Raw genomic sequence first — 25739 nt, 5'->3', positions numbered from 1 at the left:
TCGTCCCCATGACACGCATCGACGACAACCCCGCCGGCGGACGTGCCGCCGTGACCGTACGGGGGCTGGTCAAGCACTACGGCGAGACCAAGGCGCTGGACGGGGTCGACCTGGACGTGCGCGAGGGCACCGTGATGGGTGTGCTCGGGCCGAACGGCGCCGGCAAGACCACCCTCGTACGCATCCTGTCCACCCTGATCACCCCGGACTCCGGCCAGGCCACCGTGGCCGGCTACGACGTGGTCCGCCAGCCCCGGCAGCTGCGCCGGGTCATCGGCCTGACCGGCCAGTACGCCTCGGTGGACGAGAAGCTGCCGGGCTGGGAGAACCTGTACCTGATCGGCCGGCTGCTGGACCTGTCCCGCAAGGAGGCCCGGGCCCGCGCCGACGAGCTGCTGGAGCGGTTCTCGCTGACCGAGGCCGCCCGGCGCCCGGCCGGCACCTACTCCGGCGGTATGCGGCGCCGGCTGGACCTGGCCGCCTCGATGATCGGCCGGCCGGCCGTGCTGTACCTGGACGAGCCGACCACCGGCCTGGACCCGCGCACCCGCAACGAGGTGTGGGACGAGGTGAAGGCGATGGTCGGCGACGGCGTCACCGTGCTGCTCACCACCCAGTACATGGAGGAGGCCGAGCAGCTCGCCTCCGAGCTGACCGTGGTGGACCGGGGCCGGGTCATCGCCAAGGGCGGCATCGAGGAGCTGAAGGCCCGCGTCGGCGGGCGCACCCTGCGGGTGCGGCCGGTCGACCCGCTCCAGCTGCGTCCGCTCGCCGGCATGCTGGACGAGCTGGGCATCACCGGGCTGGCGTCCACCACCGTGGACACCGAGACCGGAGCGCTGCTGGTGCCGATCCTCAGCGACGAGCAGCTGACCGCCGTGGTCGGCGCGGTCACCGCGCGCGGCATCACGCTGTCCTCCATCACCACCGAACTGCCCAGCCTGGACGAGGTGTTCCTGTCGCTCACCGGCCACCGTGCCAGTGCCCCGCAGGACGCCGCGCCCGCCCGCCAGGAGGTCGCCGTATGAGCACCGCCACCCTTTCCCCGGCCGCCGCGCAGGCCGACACCCCGATCCCGCTGCGGGCCCATCTGCGGCACACCGGCGCGCTGATCCGCCGCAATCTGCTCTGGATCCGCCAGGACCCGGAGTCGATGTTCGACGCGATCCTGTTCCCGGTCGTGTTCACCCTGCTGTTCGTGTACGTCTTCGGCGGCTCCATCGGCAAGTCGCTGGGCGGCGGCCAGGACCAGTACGTGCAGTACGTGGTGCCCGGACTGCTGGCCATGATGGGCATGAACATGGCCCAGGGGGTCGGTACCGGCTTCAACCAGGACTTCAACTCGGGTGTCATGGACCGCTTCCGCTCGCTGCCCATCGGGCGCGGCTCGGTGCTCTTCGCGAAGATCGCGGTGGAGCTGATGCGGATGCTGTTCGCGACGGCGGTGCTGCTGGTGGTCGCCCTGCTCGTGGGCTACGACGTCGGCAGCTGGAGCGGTCTGCTGGGCTCCGTGGCGCTGTCCGCGCTGTTCGGCTCCGCGCTGATGTGGGTGTTCCTGACCCTCGGCGTGATCATGAAGAACGCCCAGTCGGTGCAGGCGATGGGCTTCCTGGTGCTGATGCCGCTCCAGTTCGGCTCCTCCATCTTCGCGCCGACCCAGTCGATGCCGGGCTGGCTCCAGGCGTTCACCGACTACAACCCGCTCTCCGCGCTGGCCGACTGCGCGCGCGGGCTGATGGAGGGCGGCCCGGTGGCGCACGCCCTGTGGGTGACGGTCCTCTGGTCGGTCGGGCTGACCGTGGTGATGGCCCCGGTCGCGATCCACAAGTTCCGCACCAAGAGCTGACGGCGCACCGGTCAGACCAGGGCGGTGGCCTCCGCGAGGGAGAGGCCACCGCCCTCGGCGTACGCGGCCTCGTACGACCGCTCGTCCAGCCGGGCCAGGACCCGGGCCTCGGTCCGCTCGAAGATCCGCCGCTCCACCCCGGCGACCACATGGCCGGCCGGCAGCAGCGCCCGGGCGGCACCCAGGCAGCGGGCGGCGTCGGCGGCCCGCTCCCCGCCGTCGGCGTCGGCGAGGGCCATCGCGGCGGCGCTGAGGCAGACGGAGTGCAGATGCGGGGTGAGGGCCTGGGACAGCGGTTCGGCGCTGAGCCGCAGCGCCTTGCGGACCAGGGTGAGCGCCGGGCCGGTCCGCCGGTCGAGGGCGTCCAGCAGGGCCTCCTGGCACGTCAGCAGGGAGTCGAAGATGACGAAGCGGGCGACGGGGAGTTCCGCGCGCAGCACCCGCAGTTGCTCGCGCGCCTCGTCGGTGCGGTCGGTCAGGCCGAGCCAGGCGGCCAGGTGCAGCCGGGCCATCGTCGTCGCCTCGTTCTGCGCGCCGTCCTGGCCGGCGATGACATCCCTGAGCATCCGCTCGCCGCGCTCGCTGTCGCCCGACTCCAGCAGGACGCCGCCGAGCCGGGCGCGCAGCACGGCCGTCTGGGCGCGGGCGCCGAGGCGTTCGGCGTGCTCGATGGCGGCCCGGTAGTCGGCCGCCGCCCTGTCGTAGGCGGCCCCGCGTTCGTTGGCCTCGCCGCGGGCGGCCAGGGCCTCGGTGGCGCCCCAGAGGTCGCCGAGGCGGCGGTAGATCTCCAGCGACTCGTCGGCGTCCCGGGTGGCGTCGTCCGTCCAGGCGGCCCGGTTGGAGAGGAAGTTGGCGCGCAGGTGCAGCACTCCGGCCAGCTCCCACTCGAAACCCGGGGTCGTGCGGCAGGTCCGCACGCAGGCGTCCGCGAGGGCGTGCAGCCGGTCGGCGCCGCCGGTCAGCAGCACGGCGAAGAACCACAGCAGCCCCGGCACCCGGCAGGTCTGCGGCAGGCCGGGTTCGTAGACCCGGGCGATGGTGCGCAGCTTGGCCTGCGCGGCGGGCGTCTGCCAGGCGTCCATCTCGGTGTCCATGCAGGCCAGGTGGGCCAGATGGATCCCGCGCCGGGCCTCCATGAGGGCCTCGCCGGTGTACGGGGGCGGGGTGTCGGTGCAGCGCTGCCACACGGGGGCGGCGGGGCGGGCCGGTTCGGCGAACGGGTCGGGGCCGAGCGCCATGACCTCCCGGCACCAGATGCGGGTCTCCACGCGCAGGTCGCGCATCTGCCAGAACCAGAGCATGGAGTGGATCAGGCACAGCCCCTCGTGCTCGTCGTCCAGGGCGACGGCGTGCCTGAGGGCGGTGCGCAGGTTCTCGTACTCCAGCTGGAACCGGCCGATGGCGGCGCGCTGTTCGGGGCCGCGCAGCAACGGCTCGGTGGTGCGGGCCAGTTCCCGGTAGTACGTCAGGTGGGCGCGCTCGGTCTCGGTGCGCCGCCCGGTCTCGGCGAGCCGTTCGGCGGCGTACTCGGCGACGGTCTCCAGCAGCCGGTAGCGCATGCCGCCGCCCGCGGGCGCGGCCACCACCAGGGACTTGTCGACCAGGGAGCCGAGGGCGTCCAGCGCGGCCGGTCCGCACACGGCCTCGGCGGCGGCCAGGTCGCAGCCGCCGGCGAAGACCGACAGCCGGGCCAGCACCTCCCGCTCGGCGGCGTCCAGCAGGTCCCAGGACCAGTCCACGACGGCCCTGAGGGTCTGCTGGCGGGGCAGCACGGTGCGGCTGCCGGAGGTGAGCAGCCGGAACCGGTCGTCCAGCCGGTCGGCTATCTGCCGCGGGGTCAGCATGCGCAGCCGGGCGGCGGCCAGCTCGATGGCGAGCGGGAGGCCGTCCAGGCGGCGGCAGATCTCCGCGCACGCCTCGGGGTCGTCGGCCACCCCGAAGCCGGGGCGGGCCGCCGCGCCGCGCTCGGCGAGCAGCCGCAGCGCGACCGGCTCCGGCAGCGGTTCCACGGGCCGCACCAGCTCCCCCGGCACGCCGAGGGGCTCCCTGCTGGTGGCGAGGACGGTCAGCTCCGGGCAGCGGGCCAGCAGGGACTCGGTGAGCCGGGCGGCGGCGTCCACGACGTGCTCGCAGTTGTCGAGGACGAGCAGCATCCGGCGCCGGGCACAGTGCTCCACGAGCCGTTCGAGGGGGTCGTCGTGCCGGTCGGTGACCGCGCGCATGCCGTCCACGCCGGCGCCGTGCAGCACGGTGTCCCGGGCGCCGATGGCGGTGAGCACGGCCTGGGGCACGGCGTCCGGGTCGTCCACCGGGGCCAGCTCGGCGAGCCACACCCCGTCCCGGACGGTGTGCCGTACCGCCTCGGCGGCCTCCTGGGACAGCCGGGTCTTCCCGGCGCCGCCGGGTCCGAGCAGGGTGACCAGGCGGGCCCCGGCGAGGTCGGCGGCGATGGCCGCCAGGTCGGCTTCGCGGCCGACGAAGGAGGTGAGCCGGGCGGGCAGGTTGCCCGGGCCGGCGGCGGGCGGGGCGGGCGCCGGTTCGGCGCGCAGCAGCTCGGCGTGCAGGGCGCGCAGCTCGGGTCCGGGGTCGGAGCCGAGCCGGTCGGCGAGCAGCCGGCGCACCTCCTCGTAGGCGGCCAGGGCCCGGGCGGGGCGGCCGGTGTCCCGCAGGGCGCGCAGCCGCAGCGCCTGCAGCGGTTCGTCCAGCGGGTGGTCGTCGCACAGCGCGGTCAGTTCGGGCAGCGCCTGCTCGGCCCGGCCGAGGGCGAGGGCGGCGGCGTGCCGGGCGCGCCGGGCGTCGAGCCGGCGGGCCTCCCAGCGGGCCGCCTCGGCGGTGCGGTCGGGCAGGTCGGCGAGGGCGGGCCCGTGCCACAGGGCGAGGGCCTCGTCGAGGAGGACGGCGGCCTTGGCCGGGTCGCCGTCGGCGAGGGCGGCGAGGCCGTCGCCGGTGAGCCGGTCGAAGCGGGTGAGGTCGATGTCGTCGGGGGCGGCGGCGAGCCGGTAGCCGCCGTCGGCGGAGGCGACGGCCCCGGCACCGAGGGCGCGGCGCAGCCGGCCGACGAGCGCCTGGAGGGCGCCGGGGGCGTCGGCGGGCGGGTCGGCACCCCACACCTCGTCCACGAGCACGGCGGCGGGCACGGTCCGGCCGGCCCGCAGCGCGAGCACGCTGAGCAGGGCACGCAGCCGCGCCCCGCCGACCGGGACGGCCGTGCCGTCGGGGCGGATCGCCTGAGTGGTGCCGAGCAGCCGGTAGTACACGGGGTCCATTGTCTCCGGAGGGGGCGGCGCCGGAGACGGTCACCCCGGCAGCCCTGCGGCTGCCGCGGACGCCCCGACGGCCCCCGGTGTCAGGGGCTCTCGCCCGTGGCGGGGGTCTCCAGGGTGATCAGGGCGCCGACCGTGCGGTGCATGCGGTGCGGGCCCGGGTCCCGGCCGGGTTCGTCCGGCTCGAACCACTTCGGGCAGCTGTCGGCGGCCTGGAGGGTGTACGCGCCGGGCACCGCCTCCCAGCGGTGGGGGGACGGGAGGATGACCACGCCCTCGCTGCCCTCGCTCTCCATGGCCCGCTCCAGGCGTTCGCGGGCGCTCTCGTCCGTGTGGACCACGTACTCCCGGCGCACCAGCTCGATGGCGCGGACCCGGCCGGTGGTCGGGCGGGTCCGGTCGCCGTGGTTCTCCACCCACGCCTCGGCCCCGTAGCACTCGTCCCGGCGTTCCGGCGTGTCCACGGCGACCAGCGGCCAGGCCACCTCGTCGCCCGCCGCGAACGGCCGCCCGCAGCACTCCATCTGCCAGTCCTCGTAGAACACCTTGATCCGTGCCATCCCGCCAGCCTTCCAGGAACCCGGCGGCGACGGCGAGACGTTTTCCCCGTATGCTCTCGGATCTTGCGGGAGCCCCGTCCCGTGTCCCCCGTCACCGCAGGAGCCGACGCATGACCACCGCCACCACCCGACCCGGCGACCGGCAGGTCAGTCCCGTGTTCGTCGGCATCCTGGCCGTGACGGCGGTGACCGGCTGGGCCACCTGGACCGGGTACGCGGAGCAGCCGGGCGTCGCGGTGTTCCTGTTCGTGACCGCGGCCTGGATCGTCTCCCTGTGCCTGCACGAGTACGCGCACGCGCGCACCGCCCTGCACAGCGGGGACATCACGGTCGGCGCGAAGGGCTACCTCACGCTGAACCCGCTGAAGTACACGCACGCGCTGCTGAGCATCGTGCTCCCGTTGGTCTTCGTGATCATGGGCGGGATCGGTCTGCCCGGCGGCGCGGTGTTCATCGAGCGGAACCGGATCCGGGGGCGCTGGCGGCACAGCCTGATCTCGGCGGCGGGCCCGCTGACGAACGTGCTGTTCGCCGCGGTGTGCACGGCGCCGTTCTGGCTGGACGCGCTGGACGGGGTGCCCGCGGACTTCCGGTTCGCGCTGGCGTTCCTGGCGCTGCTCCAGGTGACGGCGGCGATCCTGAACTTCCTGCCGGTGCCGGGCCTGGACGGCTACGGCGTGATCGAGCCGTGGCTGTCGTACAAGGTGAAGCGGCAGGTGGAGCCGTTCGCCCCGTTCGGCCTGCTGTTCGTGTTCGCGGTGCTGTGGCTGCCGTCGGTGAACGAGGCGTTCTTCGACGTGGTCGACGCGGTCATGCGGGCGCTGAACGTGGACGCCTTCTCGCAGTACTGCGGCGAGGTCCGGTACCGCTTCTGGGAGGACGCCCCGGCGATCTGCTCGTTCAGTTCGTGACGGAGGCCGAGGTGCGCCGGGCGGCGGCCTCCATGCGCGCGCGCCGGACGTAGTACCAGGTCATGTTGGACGACAGGCCGGCCAGCAGCACCCACACGATCCCCAGCCAGCTGCCCTGGACGAAGGAGACGACCGCCGCGGCCACGGCGAGGACGCAGACGACGAGGGTGTAGAGGGCGATGCGGGGCATGACGGGGGGCTCCTGTCGGGGACACTGCTCGGAACTGCTTCGCCGACCAGTGTCCCCCATGCCCCGCGGCCGCTCACACGTCGGTCACGCGCAGCCCGGCGTGCGCCTTGTACCGGCGGTTGACGGAGATCAGGTTGGCGACCAGCGACTCCACCTGGTGGGCGTTGCGCAGCCGGCCCGCGAAGATGCCGCGCATGCCGGGGATGCGACCGGCCAGGGCCTGCACGATCTCCACGTCCGCGCGCTGCTCGCCGAGGACCATGACGTCGGTGTCGATGCTCTCGACCTGCGGGTCCTGGAGCAGGACGGCCGACAGGTGGTGGAAGGCGGCGGTGACCCGGGACTCCGGCAGCAGCGCGGCGGCCTGCTCGGCGGCGCTGCCCTCCTCGGGCTTGAGGGCGTAGGCGCCCTTCTTGTCGAAGCCGAGCGGGTTGACGCAGTCCACGACGAGCTTGCCGGCCAGTTCCGCGCGCAGCGCCTTCAGGGTGTCGCCGTGGCCGTCCCACGGTACGGCGACGATCACGATGTCGCTGCGGCGCGCGGCCTCGGCGTTGTCGGCGCCCTCGATGCCGTGGCCGAGTTCGGCGGCGGCGGCCCGGGCGCGGTCGGCGGCGCGGGAGCCGATGATCACCTTCTGGCCGGCCCGGGCCAGCCGGTAGGCGAGGCCCTTGCCCTGGGGACCGGTGCCGCCGAGCACGCCGACGGTGTGTCCGGAGACGTCGGGCAGGTCCCAGGGGTCCTTGGCGGGGGCCTTCTGTGCGCTGTCGGTAGAGGTCATGGCCCGACTCTACGTCCGGGCCGGCCGGGGCACCGGCTCAGGTCAGCCGCCGTACCGGCACCCGGCGGAAGGTGATCGTCTCGTAGGTGCCGAAGTCGCCGGTCTCGTACAGCAGCCCGACCGTGTGCCGGTCGACGCGGACGAGGTCGGAGTAGCCGGCGGGCAGTCCGTCCACGGTGAAGGCCGCCCGCCAGGTGGTACCGCCGTCGCGGGAGACGCGGATCGTCATCACGGCGCGGGTGTTGCCGGGGTCGGCGGGGGCGGAGAACAGCAGCAGGTCGGGGTCGCGCAGCTGGAGGACGGCGGCCTCGCAGACGGGTGCGGTCAGCCCGGCCTGCGGGCGGAACGGCTTGACGAGCGTCCTGCCGCCGTCCGCGGAGTGGGCGTCGGCGCGGTTGCCGGGGGACGGGGAGTCGTTGCGGGTGTTGAGGTAGACGCGGCCGTCGGGGAGTTCGGCGGCGGTGGTCTCGTTGACGTTGACGTAGCCGTCGGTGTTGTCGTCCAGGTAGCCGAGGTACCAGGTCTCGCCCCGGTCGTCGCTGAGCAGGCAGTGCCCGCCGTTGTACTTGGCCTCGGCGCCGGTGTCGGTGCCGGCGGGCGGCAGGGTGTGGTTGGCGGGGACGAGGACGCGGCCGGTGGTCAGCTGGAGGGCGTGGCCGGGGGTGGTGGCGTACCAGCGCCAGCCCGGCTTCTTCACCTGGCCGGTGATCTCGCTGGGCGCGGACCAGGTCTCCCCGTCGTCGTCGCTGTGCTGGACCCACACCCGCCGCCCGTCGGCGTCCGGGACCTGTCCGCGCAGGATGGCGGCCTCGGTGGCCGAGGCGGCGGCGCGGACGTGGACGAGCAGGATGCGGCCGGTGTCGAGGACGACGGGGGCGGGGTTGCCGGCGAGGCCGGTGCCGTTGCTCGCGGCGACCTGGAGCGGGCCCCAGGTCCGGCCGCCGTCCGTGGACCGCTTCAGCACGATGTCGATGTGCCCGTGGTCGGCGGCGGAGGCGACCCGGCCCTCGCAGAAGGCGAGCAGGGTGCCGGACCGGCTCGCGACGACGGCGGGTATGCGGAAGCTCGCGTACCCCTCGCGGCCCGCGCGGAAGGGGACGGTCACGCCGGTCGGGGGGACGGTCACGTCGGTCATGGGGGCTCCTCGGTCGCGGGCGGCGCGCGGATGGGGGCGCGTACGGGCCGGGTACGGGTCGCTCGCGGGCCGCGTACGCGTCTCGTGCGCTTCCCGTACGGGCCGCCACTTCCCCGGGTCGGGCGAATTCCCGGTGAACTCCGGGTCACGAGTGGCCCGTTGCGGCAGGATTCGGCCACATGGACGCCGTACGGGTCGCATTGCTGCGGGAAGTGCTCGCCGGGACGGAGTGGCTGGGGGCCACCCGGAGGTTCGCGGGGGTGCTGCGCGGGTCGGTGGTGGCGCACGGGGGCGGGCTGCTGCTGGTGGGCACGCCGGAGTACGAGCCGTGGCACCTGGCCGCGCACCTGGTGGACGAGGCGGCCTGGTCGGGCACGCCGGAGCTGGCGCCGACGCTGGTGCGCCAGCACGCGCGCCCCTCGGATCCCGCGCATCTGGCGGTCGGGCCGGGCCGGATCTCGGCGGCGCGGCGCGGGGAGACCCTGCTGGTGGTGGCGCCGGAGGAACCGGCGCCGCTGCTGGAGCGGGTGCACGATGCCCGGCGGGCCGGGGTGACGGTGCTGGCGCTGGGCGGCACGGGCGGGGGTGAGCTGGCCGCGATGGCCCACGACACGCTGGCCGTGCCGGAGGGGGCGGAGCTGGACCTGGACAGCGTCCAGCACCTGGTGAGCGCGGCGGCCGGCGAGAACGCGGGGCCGCCCCGGTCCCGCCGGGGCTTCCGCGACCGCCTCTCCCGCCTGACGGAAGCCCTGACGGCACCGCCCCCCGCCCCCTGGTGACCTCGCCCGCCCGCGCGGCGCGGCCGCCTGGACCGGCCGGAGAAAAGCGGTTGCCGCGCCCCGGTGCGGGGCTCAGCATGCCTGGGTGACCCGCGCCCTGCTTCCCGACCTCGCTCCCTGGAACGCCTCCGCCGACTTCCGGCGGCTGTGGAAGTCCGGGCTGATCAGCAACTTCGGCAGCTTTCTGACGTTCGTCGCGCTGCCCGTCCAGCTGAAGGACCTGACGCAGTCCACCGCGGCCGTGGGCGCGATCGGTGCCGTGGAGCTGCTGCCGCTGATCGTGTGCGGTCTCTACGGCGGCGCCCTCGCCGACGCCCTGGACAAGCGCAAGCTGATCGTGTGGACGGAGGCCGGTCAGGGCCTGCTCAGCGCGGCCCTGCTGCTGAACGCCCTGCTCCCGCGCCCCGCCGTCTGGCCGCTGTACGCCGTCGCCGCCCTCTCCTCCGCCCTGGTCTCCGTGCAGCGCCCGGCGCTCGACTCGCTGTGGCCCCGGATCGTCGCCCATGACGACATGCCGGCCGCGGCCTCGCTGAACTCGCTGCGCTGGACCGTCGGCGGGGTGGCCGGCCCGGCGGTCGCGGGCGTGGTCGTCGCCTACGCGGGCCTCGGCTGGGCCTACGCCGCCGACCTGCTGACCTTCGCCGTCTCGCTGCTGTACGTCCTGCGCATCGCCCCCTCCCCCGCCGCCGAGGCGGCCGCGAGGCCGGATCTGCGGGCCGTTGCGCAGGGCGCCCGGTACGCGTGGAGCCGCAAGGAACTGCTCGGCACCTACGCCGTCGACCTCGCCGCGATGTTCCTGGCCATGCCGCTGGCGGTGCTGCCGTTCCTCGCCGACGACCTGGACGCCGAGTGGGCGCTGGGGCTGATGTACGCGAGCGTGCCGGCGGGGGCGCTGCTGGTGAGCCTGACCAGCGGCTGGGCCTCGCGGGTGCACCGGCACGGGCGGATGGTGGTGCTGTCGGCGGCCGGCTGGGGCCTGGCGGTCGCGGCGGCCGGGGTCTGCCGGAACGTGTGGCTGGTGCTGCTGTTCCTGACCGTCGGCGGCGGGTTCGACATGGTCAGCGGGGTGTTCCGGTCGGCCATGTGGAACCAGACGATCCCGGACGAGCTGCGCGGCCGGCTCGCCGGGATCGAGCTGCTGTCGTACTCGGTCGGCCCGCAGCTCGGCCAGGTCCGGGCCGGCGGGACGGCCGCCTGGGCGGGGGTGCGGGCCTCGGTGTGGTCCGGCGGGCTGGCGTGCGCGGGCGCGGTGGGGCTGCTGGCCCTGTGCCTGCCGGGGCTGATGACGTACGACGCGCGGACGAACGAGCACGCGGTGCGGATGCGGGAGCGGCGCGCCGCCGCCCCGCAGACCTGATCAGTCCTCGTCGGCCCGCTCGCCGGACGGCGCGTCGTGCCAGCGTGGGTCGTTCTCCCACTTCAGGTTGCGCTCGGCGGCGGTCTGCATCGCGTGCCGGGCCTCCTCGGGGGTGGCGTACGGCCCGAAGCGGTCCTTGCCCGGGCAGTCGGGGCCCTCCTCGACCTTCCCGTGCTCCAGGCAGTAGTACCACTCGCCCGGTTTGCCGGCCGTGCGCTTCTTGAACAGGGCCATCGACAGCTCCTCTCGCCACCGACATGTTCCCCCATGCCCGCTGGTTAGACTCGCTGGCATGTCTGGCCAGTCGCTGCTCGTACCAGGGGAGCTGTCTCCCACCCGTTCGGTTCCCGGAAACATCCGGCGCCCCGAGTACGTCGGCAAGCCCGCGCCGACGCCGTACACCGGGCCGGAGGTGCAGACGCCCGAGACCATCGAGGCGATGCGGATCGCCGGCCGGATCGCCGCGCAGGCGATGGCGGAGGCCGCGAAGATCATCGCGCCGGGGGTGACCACGGACCAGCTGGACAAGGTCGCCCACGAGTACATGTGCGACCACGGGGCCTACCCGTCCACGCTCGGCTACCGCGGTTTCCCGAAGTCGCTGTGCACGTCCGTCAACGAGGTCATCTGCCACGGCATCCCCGACTCGACGGTCCTCAGGGACGGCGACATCGTCAACCTGGACGTGACCGCGTACATCGGCGGGGTGCACGGTGACAACAACGCCACGTACCTGGTCGGCGACGTGGACGAGGAGTCGCGGCTGCTGGTGGAGCGCACCCGGGAGGCGCTGAACCGGGCGATCAAGGCGGTGCGGCCGGGCCGGCAGATCAATGTCATCGGCCGGGTCATCGAGTCGTACGCCAAGCGCTTCGGCTACGGCGTGGTACGGGACTTCACCGGGCACGGCATCAACACGTCGTTCCACTCCGGGCTGATCATCCCGCACTACGACAGCCCGCACGCGACGACGGTGATGCAGCCGGGGATGACGTTCACGATCGAGCCGATGCTGACGCTGGGCACCCACGAGTACGAGATGTGGGACGACGGCTGGACGGTCGTGACGAAGGACCGCAGGCGCACCGCCCAGTTCGAGCACACCCTGGTGGTCACGGACACCGGCGCGGACATCCTGACCCTCCCCTGAGACCGGGTCCCCCTGGCCGGGTGCGGGAGGGGGACCCGGGTCGCGTCAGAACAGGTCGGTGCAGTGGGCGCCACCCCAGAAGATCTTGTTCTCCAACGAGGAGAGCCCGCCGAAGTAGGGGCTGCAGACCGCGTCGTCGTCCTTGTGGTCATCGTAGGTGCCGGCGGCTGCCGTCGACGCGCCGGCGCCGGCCAGGGCGACGGCGAGGACGGTCGCGGCCAGAACGGATCTGATGCGCATGGTGCTCCTCTCGGGAGGCTGAGTGGTCAGCCCAGAGGTCCCCGTTCGTCCTCGCCCGCACACTCGGTTCCACCCGGACGGCACGCGGCCGGTCACCCGGACGCCCGCAGGCGTCAGCGCTCCAGGTTGACCCGGCCGCCGACCTCGATCCAGCCGTGCGGCTGGGGCGCGGTCAGGATCTGCGAGCCGCGGCCCTGGGTGATGTTCAGGGCCCGGCCGAGCAGGTCCGTGAGCAGCAGTGCCGCGGCGCCGGTGGCCTCGTCCTCGTCGATGCCGTCGTCCCGCCCCGGGAAGGCACGGGCGCGGACCCGGCCGGCCGCCTCGTCCTCCCAGGCCCAGGCGTAAACCCACTCCCCCGGCGGCGGTACGTCGAGCGCGTCCACCTCGGCGGCGCTCAAATACCGGCGCAGGGTGCGCGGCGGCGCCCACTCCGGGCGGGCCTCGATCCAGCTGAACTCGCCGTCCTGCCGGGCCCCGACGACACCGGCGGGGGTGACGAGCTCGGGCACGTCGAGCAGCCAGGCGGTGCCCACGCAGGGGTGGCCGGCGAAGGGCAGGCGCAGGGCGGGCGTATAGATGTCGATCGCCCCGCGCTCGGGGTCGTCCACGAACACGGTCTCGCTGAAGCCGAGTTTTCCGGCGAGTGCCTGCCGGTCCTCCCGCTCGGGCAGCACCGAGCCGTCGCGGACGACACCCAGTTCGTTGCCGTAGCCGCCGTCCGGCCCGCAGAAGACGCGGAGTACGTCGTAGTCGGTCACCCGGGCATTGAAGCATCGCCGCGCCCGCCGGGAACCGCACCGGGCGTTTTGACCCTCCCTTTGCCGTCGCGTGATGTCTGCTTTGTGGCACCGCAACCAAGTCGTGTCTGTGCGCCCGCTGTGAGAGCCGAATCACCGAACGCACGGGGACGGCCGTGGTAAGCCTCGGGTAAGTTAGGGCAGCCTCACCATACGAATCGCCTTGGAGCCTGCATGCGAGCCGTCCGACTGACCGTCACCGCCGCCGTGACCGCGGCCGCTCTGACCGCCCTTTCGGCGTGCACCTCGAAGAGCGACGCCGAGGACGGTGACGCCATCCAGGTCACCGCGGCCGACTCCACGTGCGACACCTCCAGCAAGTCCGTACCGGCCGGCCAGGTCACGCTGAAGATCGAGAACAAGGGTTCGCGGGCGACCGAGGTCGAGATCCTCTTCCCGGACGACCGGATCGTCTCCGAGAAGGAGAACATCGGACCGGGCACCAAGTACACGCTCACCGCCGAGGTGAAGGCCGGCTCCTACGAGATCGCCTGCCGGCCCGGCATGAAGGGCCACGGCGTCCGGCAGAAGCTGACCGTGACCGGCGCCGGCGCCGGCGCCAAGCGCGACCCGAGGCTGGACGCGGCCGTCGCCCAGTACCGCACGTACGCCCAGGACCAGGCCGACGAGACGCTGCCGAAGGCCGAGGCGTTCGCGAAGGCCGTCCAGGACGGCGACCTGGAGGCGGCGAAGAAGGCCTACGGCCTGTCCCGGCTCGGCTGGGAGCGCACCGAGCCGGTCGCCGAGTCCTTCGGTGACATCGACCCGAAGGTGGACGTCCGCGAGGACGGCCTGGAGCCCGGGCAGAAGTGGACCGGCTGGCACCGGCTGGAGAAGGCCCTCTGGCACGACAAGAAGATCGGCGCCGAGGAGAAGGCCCTCGCCGGCCGGCTGGTCACGGACCTGAAGGACTGGCAGAAGCGGGTCGGCAAGGCCGAGATCACCCCGACCTCCATGGCCAACGGTGCCAAGGAGCTGCTGGACGAGGTCGCCACCGGCAAGGTCACCGGCGAGGAGGACCGCTACGCCCACACCGACCTCGTCGACTTCAAGGGCAACGTCGAGGGCGCGCAGAAGGCCTACGAGCTGCTGAAGCCGGTCGCCGCGAAGAACGACCCCGCGCTGACGAAGGAACTGGACAAGCAGTTCGCCGCGCTGGACGCGCTGCTCGACAAGTACCGCTCGGACAAGGCGTCGTACGACTTCGTCTCCTACGACAAGGTCGGCAAGGACCAGCGCAAGGAGCTGTCGGACGCGGTGAACGCGCTCGCCGAGCCGCTGTCCAAGCTCGCCGCCGCGGTCGTGAAGTAAGGCAAGGGGAGGGCCATGACCGAGACCCAGGGGAGCAATCCGTCGCGCCGGGCGCTGATCGGCTGGGGCGGTGCCGGGCTCGCGCTCGGGGCCGCCGTGGCCGGCGGGGCCGTGGCGATGGCCCAGTCGGGCGAGGACGCGGGCCCGGTGGCCGACGGGACGGGCGGCGCGGTGGAGTTCCACGGCGCCCACCAGGCCGGCATCGCCACCCCGGTGCAGGACCGGCTGCACTTCGCGGCGTTCGACGTGAAGACCGACGACCGCGAGGCGTTCGTCCAGCTGCTCAAGGACTGGACCGAGGCCGCCCGCCGGATGACCGCGGGCAAGCCGGTCGGCGAGGGTGCCTACGGCGGGCTCGCCGAGGCACCGCCGGACGACACCGGCGAGGCGCTCGGGCTCAAGCCGTCCCGGCTGACGCTGACCATCGGCTTCGGGCCCTCGCTGTTCGACAGGTTCGGACTGACGGACCAGCGGCCCGCCGCCCTGGCCGACCTGCCCAAGTTCCCCGGGGACAACCTGGAGCGCTCCCGCACCGGCGGCGACCTGTGCGTCCAGGCCTGCGCCGACGACCCGCAGGTGGCCGTGCACGCCATCCGCAACCTGGCCCGCATCGGCTTCGGCAAGGTGGCCGTGCGCTGGTCCCAGCTCGGCTTCGGCAAGACCTCCTCCACCACGCCGGGCGCGCAGACCCCGCGCAACCTCTTCGGCTTCAAGGACGGCACCCGCAACATCGCGGGCACCGAGACCGACCGGCTGGACCAGCACGTCTGGGTCGGCGCCGGGGACGGCCCGGACTGGATGACCGGAGGGTCGTACCTGGTCGCCCGGCGGATCCGGATGAACATCGAGACCTGGGACCGGACCTCGCTCCAGGAGCAGGAGGACGTGTTCGGCCGGGACAAGCGCGAGGGCGCCCCGGTCGGCAAGGCCAAGGAGCACGACGAGCCGTTCCTGAAGGCGATGAAGCCGGACGCGCACGTACGGCTCGCGCACCCGGACTCCAACGGCGGGATCACCATCCTGCGCCGGGGTTACTCCTTCACCGACGGCACCGACGGCCTCGGCCGGCTCGACGCGGGCCTGTTCTTCCTCGCCTACCAGCGGGACGTGCGCAAGGGCTTCATCCCGCTCCAGCGCAAGCTGGCGGCGCACGACGCGCTCAACGAGTACATCCAGCACGTGGGTTCGGCGGTCTTCGCGATCCCGCCCGGCGTCCGGGACTCCGGCGACTGGTGGGGCCGGACGCTGTTCTCGAAGGAGGCGTAGCCCGTGTTCTCCAACTACCTGATCGGCCTGCGGGAGGGACTGGAGGCGTCGCTCGTCGTCTGCATCCTGATCGCCTACCTGGTCAAGACCGGCCGCCGGGACGCCATCAAGCCCATCTGGGCCGGCATCGGCGTGGCCATCGCCATCGCCATGGGCTTCGGCTGCGCCCTGGAGTTCGGCTCCCAGGAGCTGACCTTCAAGGCACAGGAGGCGCTCGGCGGCTCCCTGTCGATCATCGCCGTGGGCCTGGTGACCTGGATGGTGTTCTGGATGCGGCGCACCGCCCGGAACATGCGGTCGGAGCTGCACGGCAAGCTCGACGCGGCCCTCAAGCTCGGCACCGGCGCGCTGGTCGCCACCGCGTTCCTCGCCGTGGGCCGGGAGGGCCTGGAGACCGCGCTGTTCGTGTGGGCCTCGGTGCACGCGGCCTCCGACGGCACCCCGCGCCCGCTGGTCGGGGTCGCCCTGGGCCTGGCCACGGCGGTGCTCCTGGGCTGGCTGTTCTACCGGGGCGCGCTGAAGATCAACCTGGCGAAGTTCTTCACCTGGACCGGCGGCATGCTGGTCGTGGTCGCGGCGGGCGTGCTGGCGTACGGCTTCCACGACCTCCAGGAGGCCGACTGGGTGCCGGGCCTGAACGACCTGGCGTTCGACATCAGCGGCGCCATCCCGCCGGACAGCTGGTACGGCACGCTGCTGAAGGGCGTGTTCAACTTCCAGCCGGATCCGACGGTCGTCCAGATCACGGTGTGGGCGCTGTATCTGGTCCCGGTGCTCGGGCTGTTCCTCTCCCCGGTAGGGTTCGCCTCCGGGAAGGGGAAGGTGAAGGAGCCCGATGACCAGGGAACGCAGTCCTCGGCGGCCTCGCAGGCGTGACCGGAACGCACTCATGGCGGCCGCGCTGACCGCTTTGTCGCTGACGGTGAGCGGATGCGTGGTGGTGCACGGGGAACGCGAGGTGCTCCCCGCCGCCACCCGCGCCGAGGCCGTCAGGGCCGTCACCGCGTTCACGGACGCGTACAACAAGGCCGACAAGGCCTACGACAGCTCCGTGGACGCCCCCTATGTCACCGGCGCCCTCGCCGACATCGACTCCGCCCGGCTGAAGGCGGGGCACGTCAACAACCCCTCCGGCAACCCGGCGCACACCCCGCTGACCCTGACGGACGTCAAGATCACGATCCCGAAGAAGGCCGGCTGGCCCCGCTGGTTCGTGGCCGACGCCCGGGGCAACAAGGGCGGTGACGTCCGCTGGGTGCTCGTGTTCACCCGGGGCGACCTCGCAGAGCGGTGGCGGGTGGCCTATCTGACCCTCATGGTGCCCGGGACCGTTCCGGAGTTCGAGAAGGACGCGGACGGCTGGGCCGAGGCCGTGCCCGCCGACGCCGGCGGGCTGGCCGTCAGGCCCGACGCGTTGAGCAAGACGTACGCGACGTACCTGAAGGACGGCGGGAAGGCCTTCGCGGACGGCCGCGACACCAGCGGGCTGCGCGCGGCCCGGAAGAAGGAGGCCGAGAAGCCCGGCCTGGTCCGGCAGTTCATCGACGAACCCCTCGCCCACGGTGCCTACGCCCCGCTCGCGCTGCGCACGGCGGACGGCGGAGCGCTGGTGTTCTTCACCACGCACCACTACGAGAAGCGGACCGCCGCCACCGGCACGACCCTGCTGATCCCCAACAAGGACGTACGCGCCCTGGTCAAGGGCGAGGTGAAGCAGTCCCTGACGATGGAGTCCATCGCCAACGAGGTCGTGCTCGACCCGGCCGGCGGCGGTCCGGTACGGATGCTGGGCCGGGTACAGGGACTGACGTCCGCACAGGGCGGCTGAACCCCGGCGTCCCGGACGACGGAGCCGGCGGGGGCGGGCTGGCGGGGTCGGCCGGGGCGGGTCAGTGGAGACCGCCAGGGCGGCGGTTGGCGGGTCGGCCGGGAGGCCGGGGGCGGTCGGCCGAGTCGGCCAAGTCGGACTTGCGGTGAAGTCGACCGGGGTCGGTCGGTCACGACGGCCGGGAGGCCGGTCAGCGGCGACAGCCCGGAGTCGGTCGACGGTGACGGCCGGAAGTCGATTGGCGGAGTCGGCCGGGACCGGTCAGCGGAGACCGCCAGCGCGGCGGTCGGCGGGTCGGCCGGAAGACCGGGGCGATCGGCCGAACCAGCCGGGCGGCGAAATCGACCGGGACCCGCCGGGCAAGACAGCCGGAACGCCGACCAGCGAAGACAGCCCGACGTCGATCGACAGCGACAGCCGCAAGTCGATTGGCGGAGTCGGCCGGGACCGGTCAGCGGAGACCGCCAGCGCGGCGGTCGGCGCGTCGGCCGGGAGACCGAGGCGATCGGCCGAACCAGCCGGGCGGCGAAATCGACCGGGACCCGCCGGGCAAGACAGCCGGAACGCCGACCAGCGAAGACAGCCCGACGTCGATCGACAGCGACAGCCGCAAGTCGATTGGCGGAGTCGGCCGGGACCGGTCAGCGGAGACCGCCAGCGCGGCGGTCGGCGCGTCGGCCGGAAGACCGGGGCGATCGGCCGAACCAGCCGGGCGGCGAAATCGACCGGGACCCGCCGGGCAAGACAGCCGGAACGCCGACCAGCGAAGACAGCCCGACGTCGATCGACAGCGACAACCGGAAGCCGGTTGGCGGAGTCGGCCGGGACCGGTCGACAACGACAGGCGGGGCCCATCGGTCACGACGGCCGGGAGGCCGGTCGACGGGGGCAGCGGAGGGGCCGGTCGACGGGGGCAGGTCGGTCAAGGCGGCCGGGAGGGCAGTCGGCGGTGACGGTCGAGGCCCGTCGGTCAAGGCGGCCGGGGGCGGTCAGTGGCGCAGGGGCCAGGCCGCGCCCGGGTGGTCGGCCTCGGCGCCGTGCCGGGCGCAGGCGTCGGTGAGCGCCTCCAGCAGGCTCAGCGGGTCGGGCAGCGCGTGCTCCGGGCCGCGCACCCAGCGCACCCGCTGGCCGTCGTCGCCGGGCAGCCGGGCGGGCGGTACGAGGACGTAGGAGCCCCGGCAGTGCCAGCGCAGGCCGGGGTGCTCGTCCATCGTCTCGGGGTGGCAGTCCAGCTCGCAGGGCCACCACTCGTCCTCGTCCTGGGGGGTGCCCCGGGTGAGGGTGAAGAACAGCATGCGGCCGTCGTCGCTCTCGGCGACCGGACCGACCTCGATCCCGGCGCCGAGCAGCCGCTCCAGGGCCTCCCGGCCGGCCTCCAGGGGCACGTCGAGCACGTCGTGCACCATGCCGGTGGCGGTGATGAAGTTCGCCTGCGGCTGGTGCCGGGCCCAGCGCTCGATCTGGGCGCGGTCGGTGGTGGACTGCGTCTGCCAGGCGAACGACACCGGGTGCCGGGCCGGGGTGGGACAGCCGACCCGGTCGCAGGAACAGCGGTAGCCCGGCGCGGGGTGCGCGGCCGGGGCGAGCGGCAGACCCGCGCCGGCGGCGGCGAGCAGCAGGGCCTCGCGGCCACCGTCGTCGGCGGCGCCCTCCTTCGGGCGGCGTCCGCGCAGCCACTGGGAGAGTTTGCCCTGCCGGCCGGGCCGGCTGCCGAACGTCCCGCTCATCTATCCCCTCGCCTCGCTGGTGTAGCGGACAGCATGCCTTATCGTCCCATCTTCGCGTGGACCGGGGGGCCGGCGCAGGCGAGTGGCCGGCCGTCACCGGCAGGGGGGTGGGCGGTCAACGCGGGGCCAGGCCGTACAGCGCGTAGTCGACCAGGGTGTCCGTGTAGTCGTAGGTGATCGGACCGGTGTGCTGGAGCCAGCGCTGGGCGAGCGGCGAGACGAACAGCTCCAGGGCGATCCGGGGGTCCACGTCGGGTCGTACGTGCCCGGCGTCCTGCGCGGAACGCAGCCGGGCGACGTACAGCTGGAGCTGCGGTTGGAGGAGCCGGTCCACGAAGACGCGGCCGAGCTGGTCGTTGACGACGCCTTCCGCGGCCAGCGCCCGCGCGGGCACGTCGAAGCGGGGGTCGAGCAGCTCGTCCACGGTGGCCCGCAGCACCGCCTTGAGGTCGGCGGCCAGGTCGCCGGTGTCCGGCACGGCGGCGGTCTCGTCCCCCGCCGTCTCGTGCCCGGCCTCGCGGGCCGTCTGTTCGGCGAGGTCCAGGAATGCCTCGAGCAGGACATCCGCCTTCGAGGACCACCAGCGGTAGATGGTCTGCTTGCCGACCCCGGCGCGGGCGGCGATGGCTTCCACGGTGGTCTTCGGGTAGCCGACCTCGGCGACCAGGGAGAGGGCGGCGGCGTAGATCGCCCGGCGGGACTTCTCGCTGCGGCGGGTGGCGTCGGGGGCGGGCTTGGGGACCATGGGACCGAAAGTAACAAGCCAGGGCGGCGGGCTACGACGCGGAGTCGTCCGGCGGCCAGGCGTCGCCCCAGTCGGCGTCCCGGGCGGCCTTGTACAGGTCGCCGTGGCGCTTGGTGACCGTGCTGCGGCGCAGCCGCTCGTCGGCCTCGCACAGGTCGAGCAGTACCTGCCCCTTGCGGATCTGCGGGCGCCGGACCACCCGGGCGGGGGCCGGTTGGGCGGGCAGCCGGGTGGCGGCGACGTAGGAGAACTTCTCGTCCTCGTACGCCAGTGAACCGCCCTTGACCTGGCGGTGCAGGGAGGAGCGGCCGACCCGGGCGGAGAAGTGGCACCAGTCGGTGCCGGGCGCGATGGGGCAGGCGGCGCTGTGCGGGCAGGGCGCGGCGATCCGGAAGCCGGCCCGGACCAGCCGGTCGCGGGCCTCGATGACGCGGGCGTAGCCGGCCGGGGTGCCGGCCTCGACGATCACCACGGTGCGGGCGGCGCGGGCGGCGGCGTCGACGAGGGCGGCGCGGTCGGGCTCGGCGAGTTCGTTGAGCACGTACGACACCGTGACCAGGTCGGTGTCGTCCAGGGTGAGGTCCGCGCCGATCCGGGCGCGCCGCCAGCGGGCGCCCTGGAGGGCCGGGTGGGCGGCGGCCAGTTGCCGGCCGAGGGCGAGGGCGGGTTCGGCCCAGTCCAGCACGGTGACGGCGCGCTCGCCGGGCCAGGTGCTCTGGACGGCCCAGGTGGCGGCGCCGGTGCCGCCGCCGACGTCGGTGTGGCCGGCGGGGGTCCAGCCGGGGACGGCGTCGGCGAGGGCGGCGAGAGCGGCGCGGACCGCCTCGAAGGTGGCCGGCATGCGGTAGGCGGCGTACGCGGCCACGTCGGCGCGGTCGCGCAGGATCGGCGCGTGGGTGGGGGTGTCGCCGCGGTAGCTGGCGATCAGGCGGTCGACGGCGGCGGCCACCTCCCTGGGGGGCAGGCCGTCCAGCAGGTCGGCCAGGGCCGTGCGCAGGGGGTCGTTCACCCGGCGATTCTATGGCGCCCGGCGCCTGCCTCGTTCCGGCCCGCCCGTCCGCCCGGTCCGACCTGCCCGTCCGCCCGGTCCGACCTGCCCGTCCGCCCGGTCCGACCCGCCCGTCCGCCCGGTCCGACCGGTCCGGAGGCGTCCTCTCGCCCGGACCGGCCGGCCCGGAGGCGCCCTCTCGCCCGGGTCAGATCACCGCTCTCGCCAGTCTGGTCGCCAGGGCCGCTCGCGGGGCGCTGTCGGGTGGGCGGCGGCGGGGGTGGACCCTGTTGGCCAGGAGGATCAGGAAGGTGTCGGTAGCCGGGTCCAGGATCAGGGACGTGCCGGTGAAGCCGGTGTGGCCCGCGGCGCCGCGGCCCGCCAGTTCGCCCATGAACCACGGCTGGTCCAGCAGGAAGCCCAGGCCGGGCGGGGTGAACAGCAGCTCCACGTAGTCGGGGCCGAGGATGCGCGCGGGGCCGTAGGAGCCGCCGGCGAGCAGGGCGCGGCAGAAGACGGCCAGGTCGGGCCCGGTGGAGAACAGTCCCGCGTGTCCGGCGATCCCGCCGAGCGCCCAGGCGTTCTCGTCGTGGACGATGCCCCGCAGCATCCCCCGATCGGCCTTGGCCCACGGCCGCCGCTGGTCCTCGGTGGCCGCGGCGCCGGCGCAGGGCCCGAAGCCGGTGGCGGTCATGCCGAGCGGCCGGGTGATGCCGTCCCGCACCAGGACGTCCAGCCGGCGGCCGGTGATCCGCTCCAGGACGGCTTGGAGCAGCAGCGTGTTCAGGTCCGAGTAGCGGTACGTGCCCGGCTCGTTCGCCGGTGCCTCGGCGCGCAGCAGGTCCAGCCGGGAGGCGTGGTCCGGGCAGTCGTACAGCGGCAGTTCCGGGCGCAGCCCGGAGGTGTGGGTGAGCAACTGCCGTACGGTGACGCCGTGTCGGGCCGCGGCGTGGAAGTCGGGCAGGTAGTCGCCCACCCGGGCGTCGATGCCGAGGGTGCCCCGCTCGATCTGCTGCACGGCGGCGACCGCGGTGAACAGTTTGGTCAGGGAGGCCAGGTCGAAGCGGGTGTCGAGGGTGGCCGGGACCCGTTCGGGGGCCGGCAGCTCGACGCCGGTGCCGGTCTCGGGGTCGCAGCCGGCGTAGCGGACCGCCCAGCCGGCGGCCTCGGCCACGGCGATCACGGGTCCGCGGCCGGCCAGCACGACGGCGCCGGCCGCCCAGGGGCGCTCACCGGCGGTGAGGGCGTGCGTCTCGGCGACCAGGCGCCCCAGCTCGACGGGGTCGAGCCCGGCGCGTTCCGGTGTGCCGGCGCGCAGTCTCGGTGCGCTCAGCTCGTCTCTCCCTCCGCGTGCGCACGGGTGGCCTCCCGCGCCCTCCAGGGACGGCACAGTCCCACGAAGCAGGCCGCCGCGACCAGTGCTCCGGCCAGCTGGACCACGGCCATGGGCACGGCGGTGTGCTCCCCGGCGACGCCGACGAGCGGGGAGGCCACCGCGCCGACGAGGAAGGAGGCGGTGCCGAGCAGCGCGGAGGCGGAGCCGGCGGCGTGCCGGACCCGCAGCAGGGCGAGGGACTGGGCGTTGGGCAGGGTGACGCCCATCGCCGACATCAGGACGAACAGGGCGGCGGCGACGGGGACCAGTCCGGTGTCGCCGAGGGCGCCGGTGGCCATCAGCAGCAGGGCGGTCGCGGCGAGGGTGATCACCGCGAGGCCGGCCGCGAACACCTTCTCCAGGCCGACCCGGCCGACCAGCAGCTTTCCGTTGAGCTGCCCGGCGAGCACCAGGCCGACCGAGTTGAGGCCGAACAGCAGGCTGAAGGTCTGCGGGGAGGCTCCGTAGATCTCCTGGATGACGAACGGGGAGGCGGATATGTAGGCGAACAGCGCGGCGAAGGCGAAGCCGCCGGCGAGCATGTAGCCGGTGAAGGGCAGGTCGGCGAGGAGGCCGCGCATCGCGCGCAGGGTCTCGCGCAGCCCGCCGCGGTGCCGTTCGGCGGGCGGCAGGGTCTCCGGCAGCCGCAGCCAGACCAGGGTGGTGAGCAGCGCGCCGATCACCGTGAGCACGACGAACACGCCCCGCCAGTCCGTCACCCGCAGGATCTGCCCGCCGACGAGCGGTGCCACGACGGGCGCGACCCCGGAGATCAGCATCAGGGTGGAGAAGAAGCGGGCCATGGCGACGCCGTCGTACAGGTCGCGTACGACGGCCCGGGCGATGACCACCCCGGCCGCGCCGGCCAGGCCCTGCACCAGCCGGAACGCGATCAGCGTCTCGACGGTGGGCGCGAGGGCGCACAGGGCGGTGGCGGCCAGGTAGACGATGAGCCCGGCGCGCAGCGGGCGGCGGCGGCCCCAGCGGTCGCTGAGCGGGCCGACGATCAGCTGCCCCAGCGCGAGTCCGGCCACGCAGGCGGTCAGGGTGAGCTGCACGGTGACGGCGGGGGCGGCCAGGGAGCGGGTGACCTGCGGCAGTGCGGGCAGGTACATGTCCATCGCGAGCGGGGCGGTCGCGGTGAGGGTGCCGAGGAGGAGGGTGACGAGGGGGCCGGGGCGGCCCGGGGCGCCGGCCGGCGGTGGCGCGGTCGCGGAGTGATGGTCCCGTTCCGGCGTCGGTGTCGCCGCGTGCTCCGGCATCTGCCCCTCCCCTGTCCGTGCCGTGGGTCCCTCCGGCACCGGTGTCCCTGACATCGGTGTCACCGACCCGACCGGCACCTATGCTCTCAGCTCGTACAGACTGCCGAGGCACACACGAGCGAGGGCGGGGCGGCGATGGCGGAACAGAGCGTGCGGTGGGGGATCCTGGCGACCGGCGGGATCGCGGCGGCGTTCGCGGCGGATCTGGTGGATCTCCCGGACGCGGAGATCGCGGCGGTGGCCTCGCGCCGGCGGGAGTCGGCCGAGGCGTTCGCCGAGCGGTTCGGGGCCGAACGGGCCTACGGCGACTGGGAGTCGCTGGCCGCCGACGAGGACGTGGACGTCGTCTACGTCGCCACCCCGCACTCGGCGCACCGGGCGGCGGCCGGGCTGTGCCTGGCGGCGGGCCGGAACGTGCTGTGCGAGAAGCCGTTCACGCTGAACCTGCGCGAGGCGGAGGAACTCGTCGCGCTGGCCCGGGAGCACGGCCGCTTCCTGATGGAGGCGATGTGGATGTACTGCAATCCGCTGGTCCGGCGGCTGAAGGCGCTGGTGGCGGACGGGGCGATCGGCGACGTGCGCACCGTGCAGGCGGACTTCGGGATCGCCGGGCCGTTCCCCGCCGGGCACCGGCTGCGCGACCCGGCACTGGGCGGCGGGGCGCTGCTGGACCTGGGGGTGTACCCGGTGGCGTTCGCTCAGCTGCTGCTCGGTGAGCCGGACGGCATCACCGCGAGCGCGGTGCTCTCGCCCGAGGGCGTCGACCTCCAGACGGGGGCCGTGCTGTCCTGGGAGAGCGGCGCGCTGGCCGCGCTGCACTGCTCGATCACCGGCGGTACGGGGGTCACCGCGTCGGTCACCGGCACGCGCGGGCGGATCGACGTGCCGTCCGGGTTCTTCCACCCGGAGCGGTTCGTGCTGCACCGGGAGGGCCGGGACCCCGAGGAGTTCGCCGCCGACCCCGCCGACGGGCCGCGCACCAGCCTGCGGCACGAGGCGCGGGAGGTCATGCGGGCGCTGCGGGCGGGCGAGAAGGAGTCGCCGCTGGTGCCGCTGGAGGGCACGCTCGCGGTGATGCGCACGCTGGACGCGGTGCGGGAGCGGGTGGGGGTGCGGTATCCCGGGGACGCGGAGCCGGTGGGCGTCTGAAGCTGTGGGCGTCTGAGCCGGTGGGCGTCCAGGCGTACGGCGGGCGGTCCGTCCGCGCCGGGCAACCGTACGGCGGGCCGCCCGTTCTCGCTCGGCAACCGTATGGCGGACAGCGGATTCCGCATGACGGACTCTCCGCCTACGCTGCGGAGGCATGACTGACAGGAACTCGAAGATCGCGGTGGTGACCGGGGCCGGGTCCGGCATCGGGCGGGCCGTCGCCGTGGAACTGCTGCGCGCCGGCTGGTCCGTGGCGCTGGCCGGCCGGCGGGCCGAGCCGCTGGCGCAGACGGCGGCGCTGGTGCCGGAGGCGGCCTCGCTCGCCGTGCCCGCCGACGTGTCCCGGCCCGAGGACGTGGACGCGCTGTTCACGGCGGTCGTGGAGCGGTTCGGCCGGGTGGACCTGCTGTTCAACAACGCGGGCACCTTCGGGCCCGGCGGGGTCCCGGTGGAGGAACTGTCGTACGACGCCTGGCGGCACGTGGTGGACACCAACCTCAACGGGGCGTTCCTGTGCGCGCAGGCCGCCTACCGGCGGATGAAGGAGCAGGACCCGCGGGGCGGCCGGATCATCAACAACGGTTCCATCTCGGCGCACACGCCCCGCCCGCACTCGGTCGCCTACACCGCGACCAAGCACGCGCTGACCGGCCTCACCAAGTCGCTTTCCCTGGACGGGCGGCCGTACGGCATCGCGGTCGGCCAGATCGACATCGGCAACGCGGCGACCGACATGACGGCGCGGATGCAGACGGGTGCACTCCAGGCAAACGGGGAGGTCGCCCCGGAACCGGTGATGGACGTGGCCGATGTGGCGCGCACGGTACGGCACATGGCGGAGCTGCCGCTGGAGGCGAACGTGCAGTTCGCGACGGTGCTGGCGACGACGATGCCGTACATCGGACGGGGCTGAGCCGCGCCCGGCCGCACGCGCGGGCGGGGCTGGGGCCGCCGCGGTATTGCCGCTCGTCATGGACGTGTGCTCAACTTTTCTCCACCGGAGCTTCACAGTTGGGGGACGAGGGTTCCGCGAGCCACTCCGAGGGGGAGACGGCGGCCGTTCCACCGGACCGCACCAGGGG

General features: G+C 73.9%; 25 protein-coding genes. 12 read left to right on the top strand and 13 right to left on the bottom strand.

Going from position 1 to position 25739, the window contains the following annotated elements; all coding sequences use genetic code 11:
- Positions 1-8 precede the first annotated feature (8 nt).
- Positions 9-1028 (top strand): ATP-binding cassette domain-containing protein, encoded by a 1020-nt coding sequence (locus tag AB0E62_RS31135; protein WP_362201281.1) that lies wholly within the window; start codon positions 9-11, stop codon positions 1026-1028.
- Positions 1025-1846 (top strand): ABC transporter permease, encoded by an 822-nt coding sequence (locus tag AB0E62_RS31130; RefSeq protein WP_362201278.1) that lies wholly within the window; start codon positions 1025-1027, stop codon positions 1844-1846. Before AB0E62_RS31135 ends, AB0E62_RS31130 begins: the two co-directional genes overlap by 4 nt.
- A gap of 11 nt (positions 1847-1857) precedes the next feature.
- Here the strand turns inward: AB0E62_RS31130 and AB0E62_RS31125 are convergent, their stop codons facing one another.
- Both AB0E62_RS31125 and AB0E62_RS31120 read right to left on the bottom strand, forming a co-directional pair.
- Positions 1858-5112 carry a BTAD domain-containing putative transcriptional regulator gene (locus AB0E62_RS31125; RefSeq protein WP_362201275.1) on the bottom strand — a complete coding sequence of 1085 codons (3255 nt, stop codon included), beginning with the start codon at positions 5110-5112 and terminating at the stop codon, positions 1858-1860.
- 80 nt (positions 5113-5192) lie between these two features.
- Positions 5193-5669 carry a DUF6578 domain-containing protein gene (locus tag AB0E62_RS31120; protein ID WP_362201272.1) on the bottom strand — a complete coding sequence of 159 codons (477 nt, stop codon included), beginning with the start codon at positions 5667-5669 and terminating at the stop codon, positions 5193-5195.
- Between the two features lie 110 nt (positions 5670-5779).
- Here AB0E62_RS31120 and AB0E62_RS31115 point away from each other — a divergent pair, with 110 nt between their 5' ends.
- Complete coding sequence (locus AB0E62_RS31115) at positions 5780-6580, top strand: site-2 protease family protein (RefSeq protein WP_362201269.1); 801 nt, start codon at positions 5780-5782, stop codon at positions 6578-6580.
- On the opposite strand, the gene AB0E62_RS31110 is transcribed toward AB0E62_RS31115, so the two are convergent.
- The 3 genes from AB0E62_RS31110 to AB0E62_RS31100 are packed head-to-tail and all read right to left on the bottom strand — an operon-like array spanning position 6570 to position 8683.
- The gene (locus tag AB0E62_RS31110; RefSeq protein WP_362201266.1) at positions 6570-6830 is read right to left on the bottom strand and encodes a hypothetical protein; all 261 of its coding nucleotides are present in this window, start codon (positions 6828-6830) and stop codon (positions 6570-6572) included. The genes AB0E62_RS31115 and AB0E62_RS31110 overlap by 11 nt on opposite strands.
- Before the next feature lie 13 nt (positions 6831-6843).
- The gene (npdG, locus tag AB0E62_RS31105) at positions 6844-7548 is read right to left on the bottom strand and encodes an NADPH-dependent F420 reductase (RefSeq protein ID WP_362201263.1); all 705 of its coding nucleotides are present in this window, start codon (positions 7546-7548) and stop codon (positions 6844-6846) included.
- A 37-nt stretch (positions 7549-7585) separates the two neighbouring features.
- Positions 7586-8683: a sialidase family protein gene (locus tag AB0E62_RS31100; protein ID WP_362201260.1), complete on the bottom strand. Its 1098-nt coding sequence runs from the start codon at positions 8681-8683 to the stop codon at positions 7586-7588.
- A gap of 179 nt (positions 8684-8862) precedes the next feature.
- Here AB0E62_RS31100 and AB0E62_RS31095 point away from each other — a divergent pair, with 179 nt between their 5' ends.
- Complete coding sequence (locus tag AB0E62_RS31095; RefSeq protein WP_362201257.1) at positions 8863-9462, top strand: hypothetical protein; 600 nt, start codon at positions 8863-8865, stop codon at positions 9460-9462.
- A gap of 85 nt (positions 9463-9547) precedes the next feature.
- Entirely contained in the window at positions 9548-10819 is a 1272-nt protein-coding gene (locus tag AB0E62_RS31090; RefSeq protein WP_362201254.1) for an MFS transporter, read from the top strand.
- Here AB0E62_RS31090 and AB0E62_RS31085 read toward each other — a convergent pair whose 3' ends face one another.
- A complete protein-coding gene (locus tag AB0E62_RS31085) occupies positions 10820-11053 on the bottom strand; it encodes a hypothetical protein (RefSeq protein ID WP_362201252.1) in 234 nt (77 codons plus the stop codon).
- A 58-nt stretch (positions 11054-11111) separates the two neighbouring features.
- On the opposite strand from AB0E62_RS31085, the gene map reads away from it, so the two are divergent.
- Positions 11112-11969: a type I methionyl aminopeptidase gene (map, locus tag AB0E62_RS31080; RefSeq protein WP_362201249.1), complete on the top strand. Its 858-nt coding sequence runs from the start codon at positions 11112-11114 to the stop codon at positions 11967-11969.
- A gap of 45 nt (positions 11970-12014) precedes the next feature.
- Here map and AB0E62_RS31075 read toward each other — a convergent pair whose 3' ends face one another.
- On the bottom strand, positions 12015-12209 hold the full coding sequence (locus AB0E62_RS31075; protein WP_362201246.1) for a hypothetical protein: 195 nt from the start codon (positions 12207-12209) through the stop codon (positions 12015-12017).
- A gap of 113 nt (positions 12210-12322) precedes the next feature.
- Entirely contained in the window at positions 12323-12967 is a 645-nt protein-coding gene (locus AB0E62_RS31070) for a PhzF family phenazine biosynthesis protein (RefSeq protein WP_362201243.1), read from the bottom strand.
- Between the two features lie 213 nt (positions 12968-13180).
- Here AB0E62_RS31070 and efeO point away from each other — a divergent pair, with 213 nt between their 5' ends.
- From efeO to AB0E62_RS31050, 4 genes are read left to right on the top strand one after another with little or no spacing between them, the layout of a single operon-like run.
- Positions 13181-14317, top strand: a complete 1137-nt coding sequence (efeO, locus tag AB0E62_RS31065; RefSeq protein WP_362201240.1) for an iron uptake system protein EfeO — start codon at positions 13181-13183, stop codon at positions 14315-14317.
- A gap of 15 nt (positions 14318-14332) precedes the next feature.
- The gene (efeB, locus tag AB0E62_RS31060) at positions 14333-15583 is read left to right on the top strand and encodes an iron uptake transporter deferrochelatase/peroxidase subunit (protein ID WP_362201237.1); all 1251 of its coding nucleotides are present in this window, start codon (positions 14333-14335) and stop codon (positions 15581-15583) included.
- 3 nt (positions 15584-15586) lie between these two features.
- The gene (efeU, locus tag AB0E62_RS31055; RefSeq protein WP_362201234.1) at positions 15587-16459 is read left to right on the top strand and encodes an iron uptake transporter permease EfeU; all 873 of its coding nucleotides are present in this window, start codon (positions 15587-15589) and stop codon (positions 16457-16459) included.
- Complete coding sequence (locus AB0E62_RS31050) at positions 16419-17411, top strand: hypothetical protein (RefSeq protein ID WP_362201231.1); 993 nt, start codon at positions 16419-16421, stop codon at positions 17409-17411. The genes efeU and AB0E62_RS31050 overlap by 41 nt, the downstream gene beginning before the upstream one ends.
- A 989-nt stretch (positions 17412-18400) precedes the next feature.
- Here AB0E62_RS31050 and AB0E62_RS31045 read toward each other — a convergent pair.
- The 5 genes from AB0E62_RS31045 to AB0E62_RS31025 all read right to left on the bottom strand — a co-directional run bounded on the left by AB0E62_RS31045 (position 18401) and on the right by AB0E62_RS31025 (position 23508).
- Positions 18401-19138: a bifunctional DNA primase/polymerase gene (locus AB0E62_RS31045; protein WP_362201228.1), complete on the bottom strand. Its 738-nt coding sequence runs from the start codon at positions 19136-19138 to the stop codon at positions 18401-18403.
- 115 nt (positions 19139-19253) lie between these two features.
- Entirely contained in the window at positions 19254-19883 is a 630-nt protein-coding gene (locus AB0E62_RS31040) for a TetR/AcrR family transcriptional regulator (protein ID WP_362201225.1), read from the bottom strand.
- A 31-nt stretch (positions 19884-19914) separates the two neighbouring features.
- Complete coding sequence (locus AB0E62_RS31035; protein WP_362201222.1) at positions 19915-20892, bottom strand: small ribosomal subunit Rsm22 family protein; 978 nt, start codon at positions 20890-20892, stop codon at positions 19915-19917.
- Between the two features lie 187 nt (positions 20893-21079).
- Positions 21080-22261 (bottom strand): serine hydrolase domain-containing protein, encoded by a 1182-nt coding sequence (locus tag AB0E62_RS31030; RefSeq protein WP_362201219.1) that lies wholly within the window; start codon positions 22259-22261, stop codon positions 21080-21082.
- Positions 22201-23508: a multidrug effflux MFS transporter gene (locus AB0E62_RS31025; RefSeq protein ID WP_362201216.1), complete on the bottom strand. Its 1308-nt coding sequence runs from the start codon at positions 23506-23508 to the stop codon at positions 22201-22203. The genes AB0E62_RS31030 and AB0E62_RS31025 overlap by 61 nt, the downstream gene beginning before the upstream one ends.
- 135 nt (positions 23509-23643) lie before the next feature.
- Here AB0E62_RS31025 and AB0E62_RS31020 point away from each other — a divergent pair, with 135 nt between their 5' ends.
- Both AB0E62_RS31020 and AB0E62_RS31015 read left to right on the top strand, forming a co-directional pair.
- Positions 23644-24657, top strand: a complete 1014-nt coding sequence (locus AB0E62_RS31020; RefSeq protein ID WP_362201213.1) for a Gfo/Idh/MocA family oxidoreductase — start codon at positions 23644-23646, stop codon at positions 24655-24657.
- Between the two features lie 154 nt (positions 24658-24811).
- Positions 24812-25570, top strand: coding sequence for an SDR family oxidoreductase (locus AB0E62_RS31015; RefSeq protein ID WP_362201210.1), 759 nt, complete (start codon positions 24812-24814; stop codon positions 25568-25570).
- The last annotated feature ends 169 nt before the right edge of the window (positions 25571-25739 follow it).

It is taken from the genome of Streptomyces sp. NPDC038707 (assembly GCF_040636485.1).
Lineage (GTDB): Bacteria > Actinomycetota > Actinomycetes > Streptomycetales > Streptomycetaceae > Streptomyces.
This window is presented reverse-complemented; position numbering and strand designations above follow the sequence as displayed.

Bases quoted from the DNA above. Each gene is read 5' to 3' on its own strand.
- AB0E62_RS31025 (WP_362201216.1), bottom strand. From the start codon at position 23,508: ATGCCGGAGCACGCGGCGACACCGACGCCGGAACGGGACCATCACTCC.
- AB0E62_RS31015 (WP_362201210.1), top strand. From the start codon at position 24,812: ATGACTGACAGGAACTCGAAGATCGCGGTGGTGACCGGGGCCGGGTCC.
- AB0E62_RS31095 (WP_362201257.1), top strand. From the start codon at position 8,863: ATGGACGCCGTACGGGTCGCATTGCTGCGGGAAGTGCTCGCCGGGACG.
- AB0E62_RS31050 (WP_362201231.1), top strand. From the start codon at position 16,419: ATGACCAGGGAACGCAGTCCTCGGCGGCCTCGCAGGCGTGACCGGAAC.
- AB0E62_RS31100 (WP_362201260.1), bottom strand. From the start codon at position 8,683: ATGACCGACGTGACCGTCCCCCCGACCGGCGTGACCGTCCCCTTCCGC.
- AB0E62_RS31040 (WP_362201225.1), bottom strand. From the start codon at position 19,883: ATGGTCCCCAAGCCCGCCCCCGACGCCACCCGCCGCAGCGAGAAGTCC.
- AB0E62_RS31135 (WP_362201281.1), top strand. From the start codon at position 9: ATGACACGCATCGACGACAACCCCGCCGGCGGACGTGCCGCCGTGACC.
- AB0E62_RS31115 (WP_362201269.1), top strand. From the start codon at position 5,780: ATGACCACCGCCACCACCCGACCCGGCGACCGGCAGGTCAGTCCCGTG.
- AB0E62_RS31120 (WP_362201272.1), bottom strand. From the start codon at position 5,669: ATGGCACGGATCAAGGTGTTCTACGAGGACTGGCAGATGGAGTGCTGC.
- AB0E62_RS31085 (WP_362201252.1), bottom strand. From the start codon at position 11,053: ATGGCCCTGTTCAAGAAGCGCACGGCCGGCAAACCGGGCGAGTGGTAC.
- AB0E62_RS31045 (WP_362201228.1), bottom strand. From the start codon at position 19,138: ATGAGCGGGACGTTCGGCAGCCGGCCCGGCCGGCAGGGCAAACTCTCC.
- efeO (WP_362201240.1), top strand. From the start codon at position 13,181: ATGCGAGCCGTCCGACTGACCGTCACCGCCGCCGTGACCGCGGCCGCT.
- npdG (WP_362201263.1), bottom strand. From the start codon at position 7,548: ATGACCTCTACCGACAGCGCACAGAAGGCCCCCGCCAAGGACCCCTGG.
- AB0E62_RS31125 (WP_362201275.1), bottom strand. From the start codon at position 5,112: ATGGACCCCGTGTACTACCGGCTGCTCGGCACCACTCAGGCGATCCGC.
- map (WP_362201249.1), top strand. From the start codon at position 11,112: ATGTCTGGCCAGTCGCTGCTCGTACCAGGGGAGCTGTCTCCCACCCGT.
- AB0E62_RS31020 (WP_362201213.1), top strand. From the start codon at position 23,644: ATGGCGGAACAGAGCGTGCGGTGGGGGATCCTGGCGACCGGCGGGATC.
- AB0E62_RS31130 (WP_362201278.1), top strand. From the start codon at position 1,025: ATGAGCACCGCCACCCTTTCCCCGGCCGCCGCGCAGGCCGACACCCCG.
- AB0E62_RS31110 (WP_362201266.1), bottom strand. From the start codon at position 6,830: ATGGGGGACACTGGTCGGCGAAGCAGTTCCGAGCAGTGTCCCCGACAG.
- AB0E62_RS31075 (WP_362201246.1), bottom strand. From the start codon at position 12,209: ATGCGCATCAGATCCGTTCTGGCCGCGACCGTCCTCGCCGTCGCCCTG.
- efeB (WP_362201237.1), top strand. From the start codon at position 14,333: ATGACCGAGACCCAGGGGAGCAATCCGTCGCGCCGGGCGCTGATCGGC.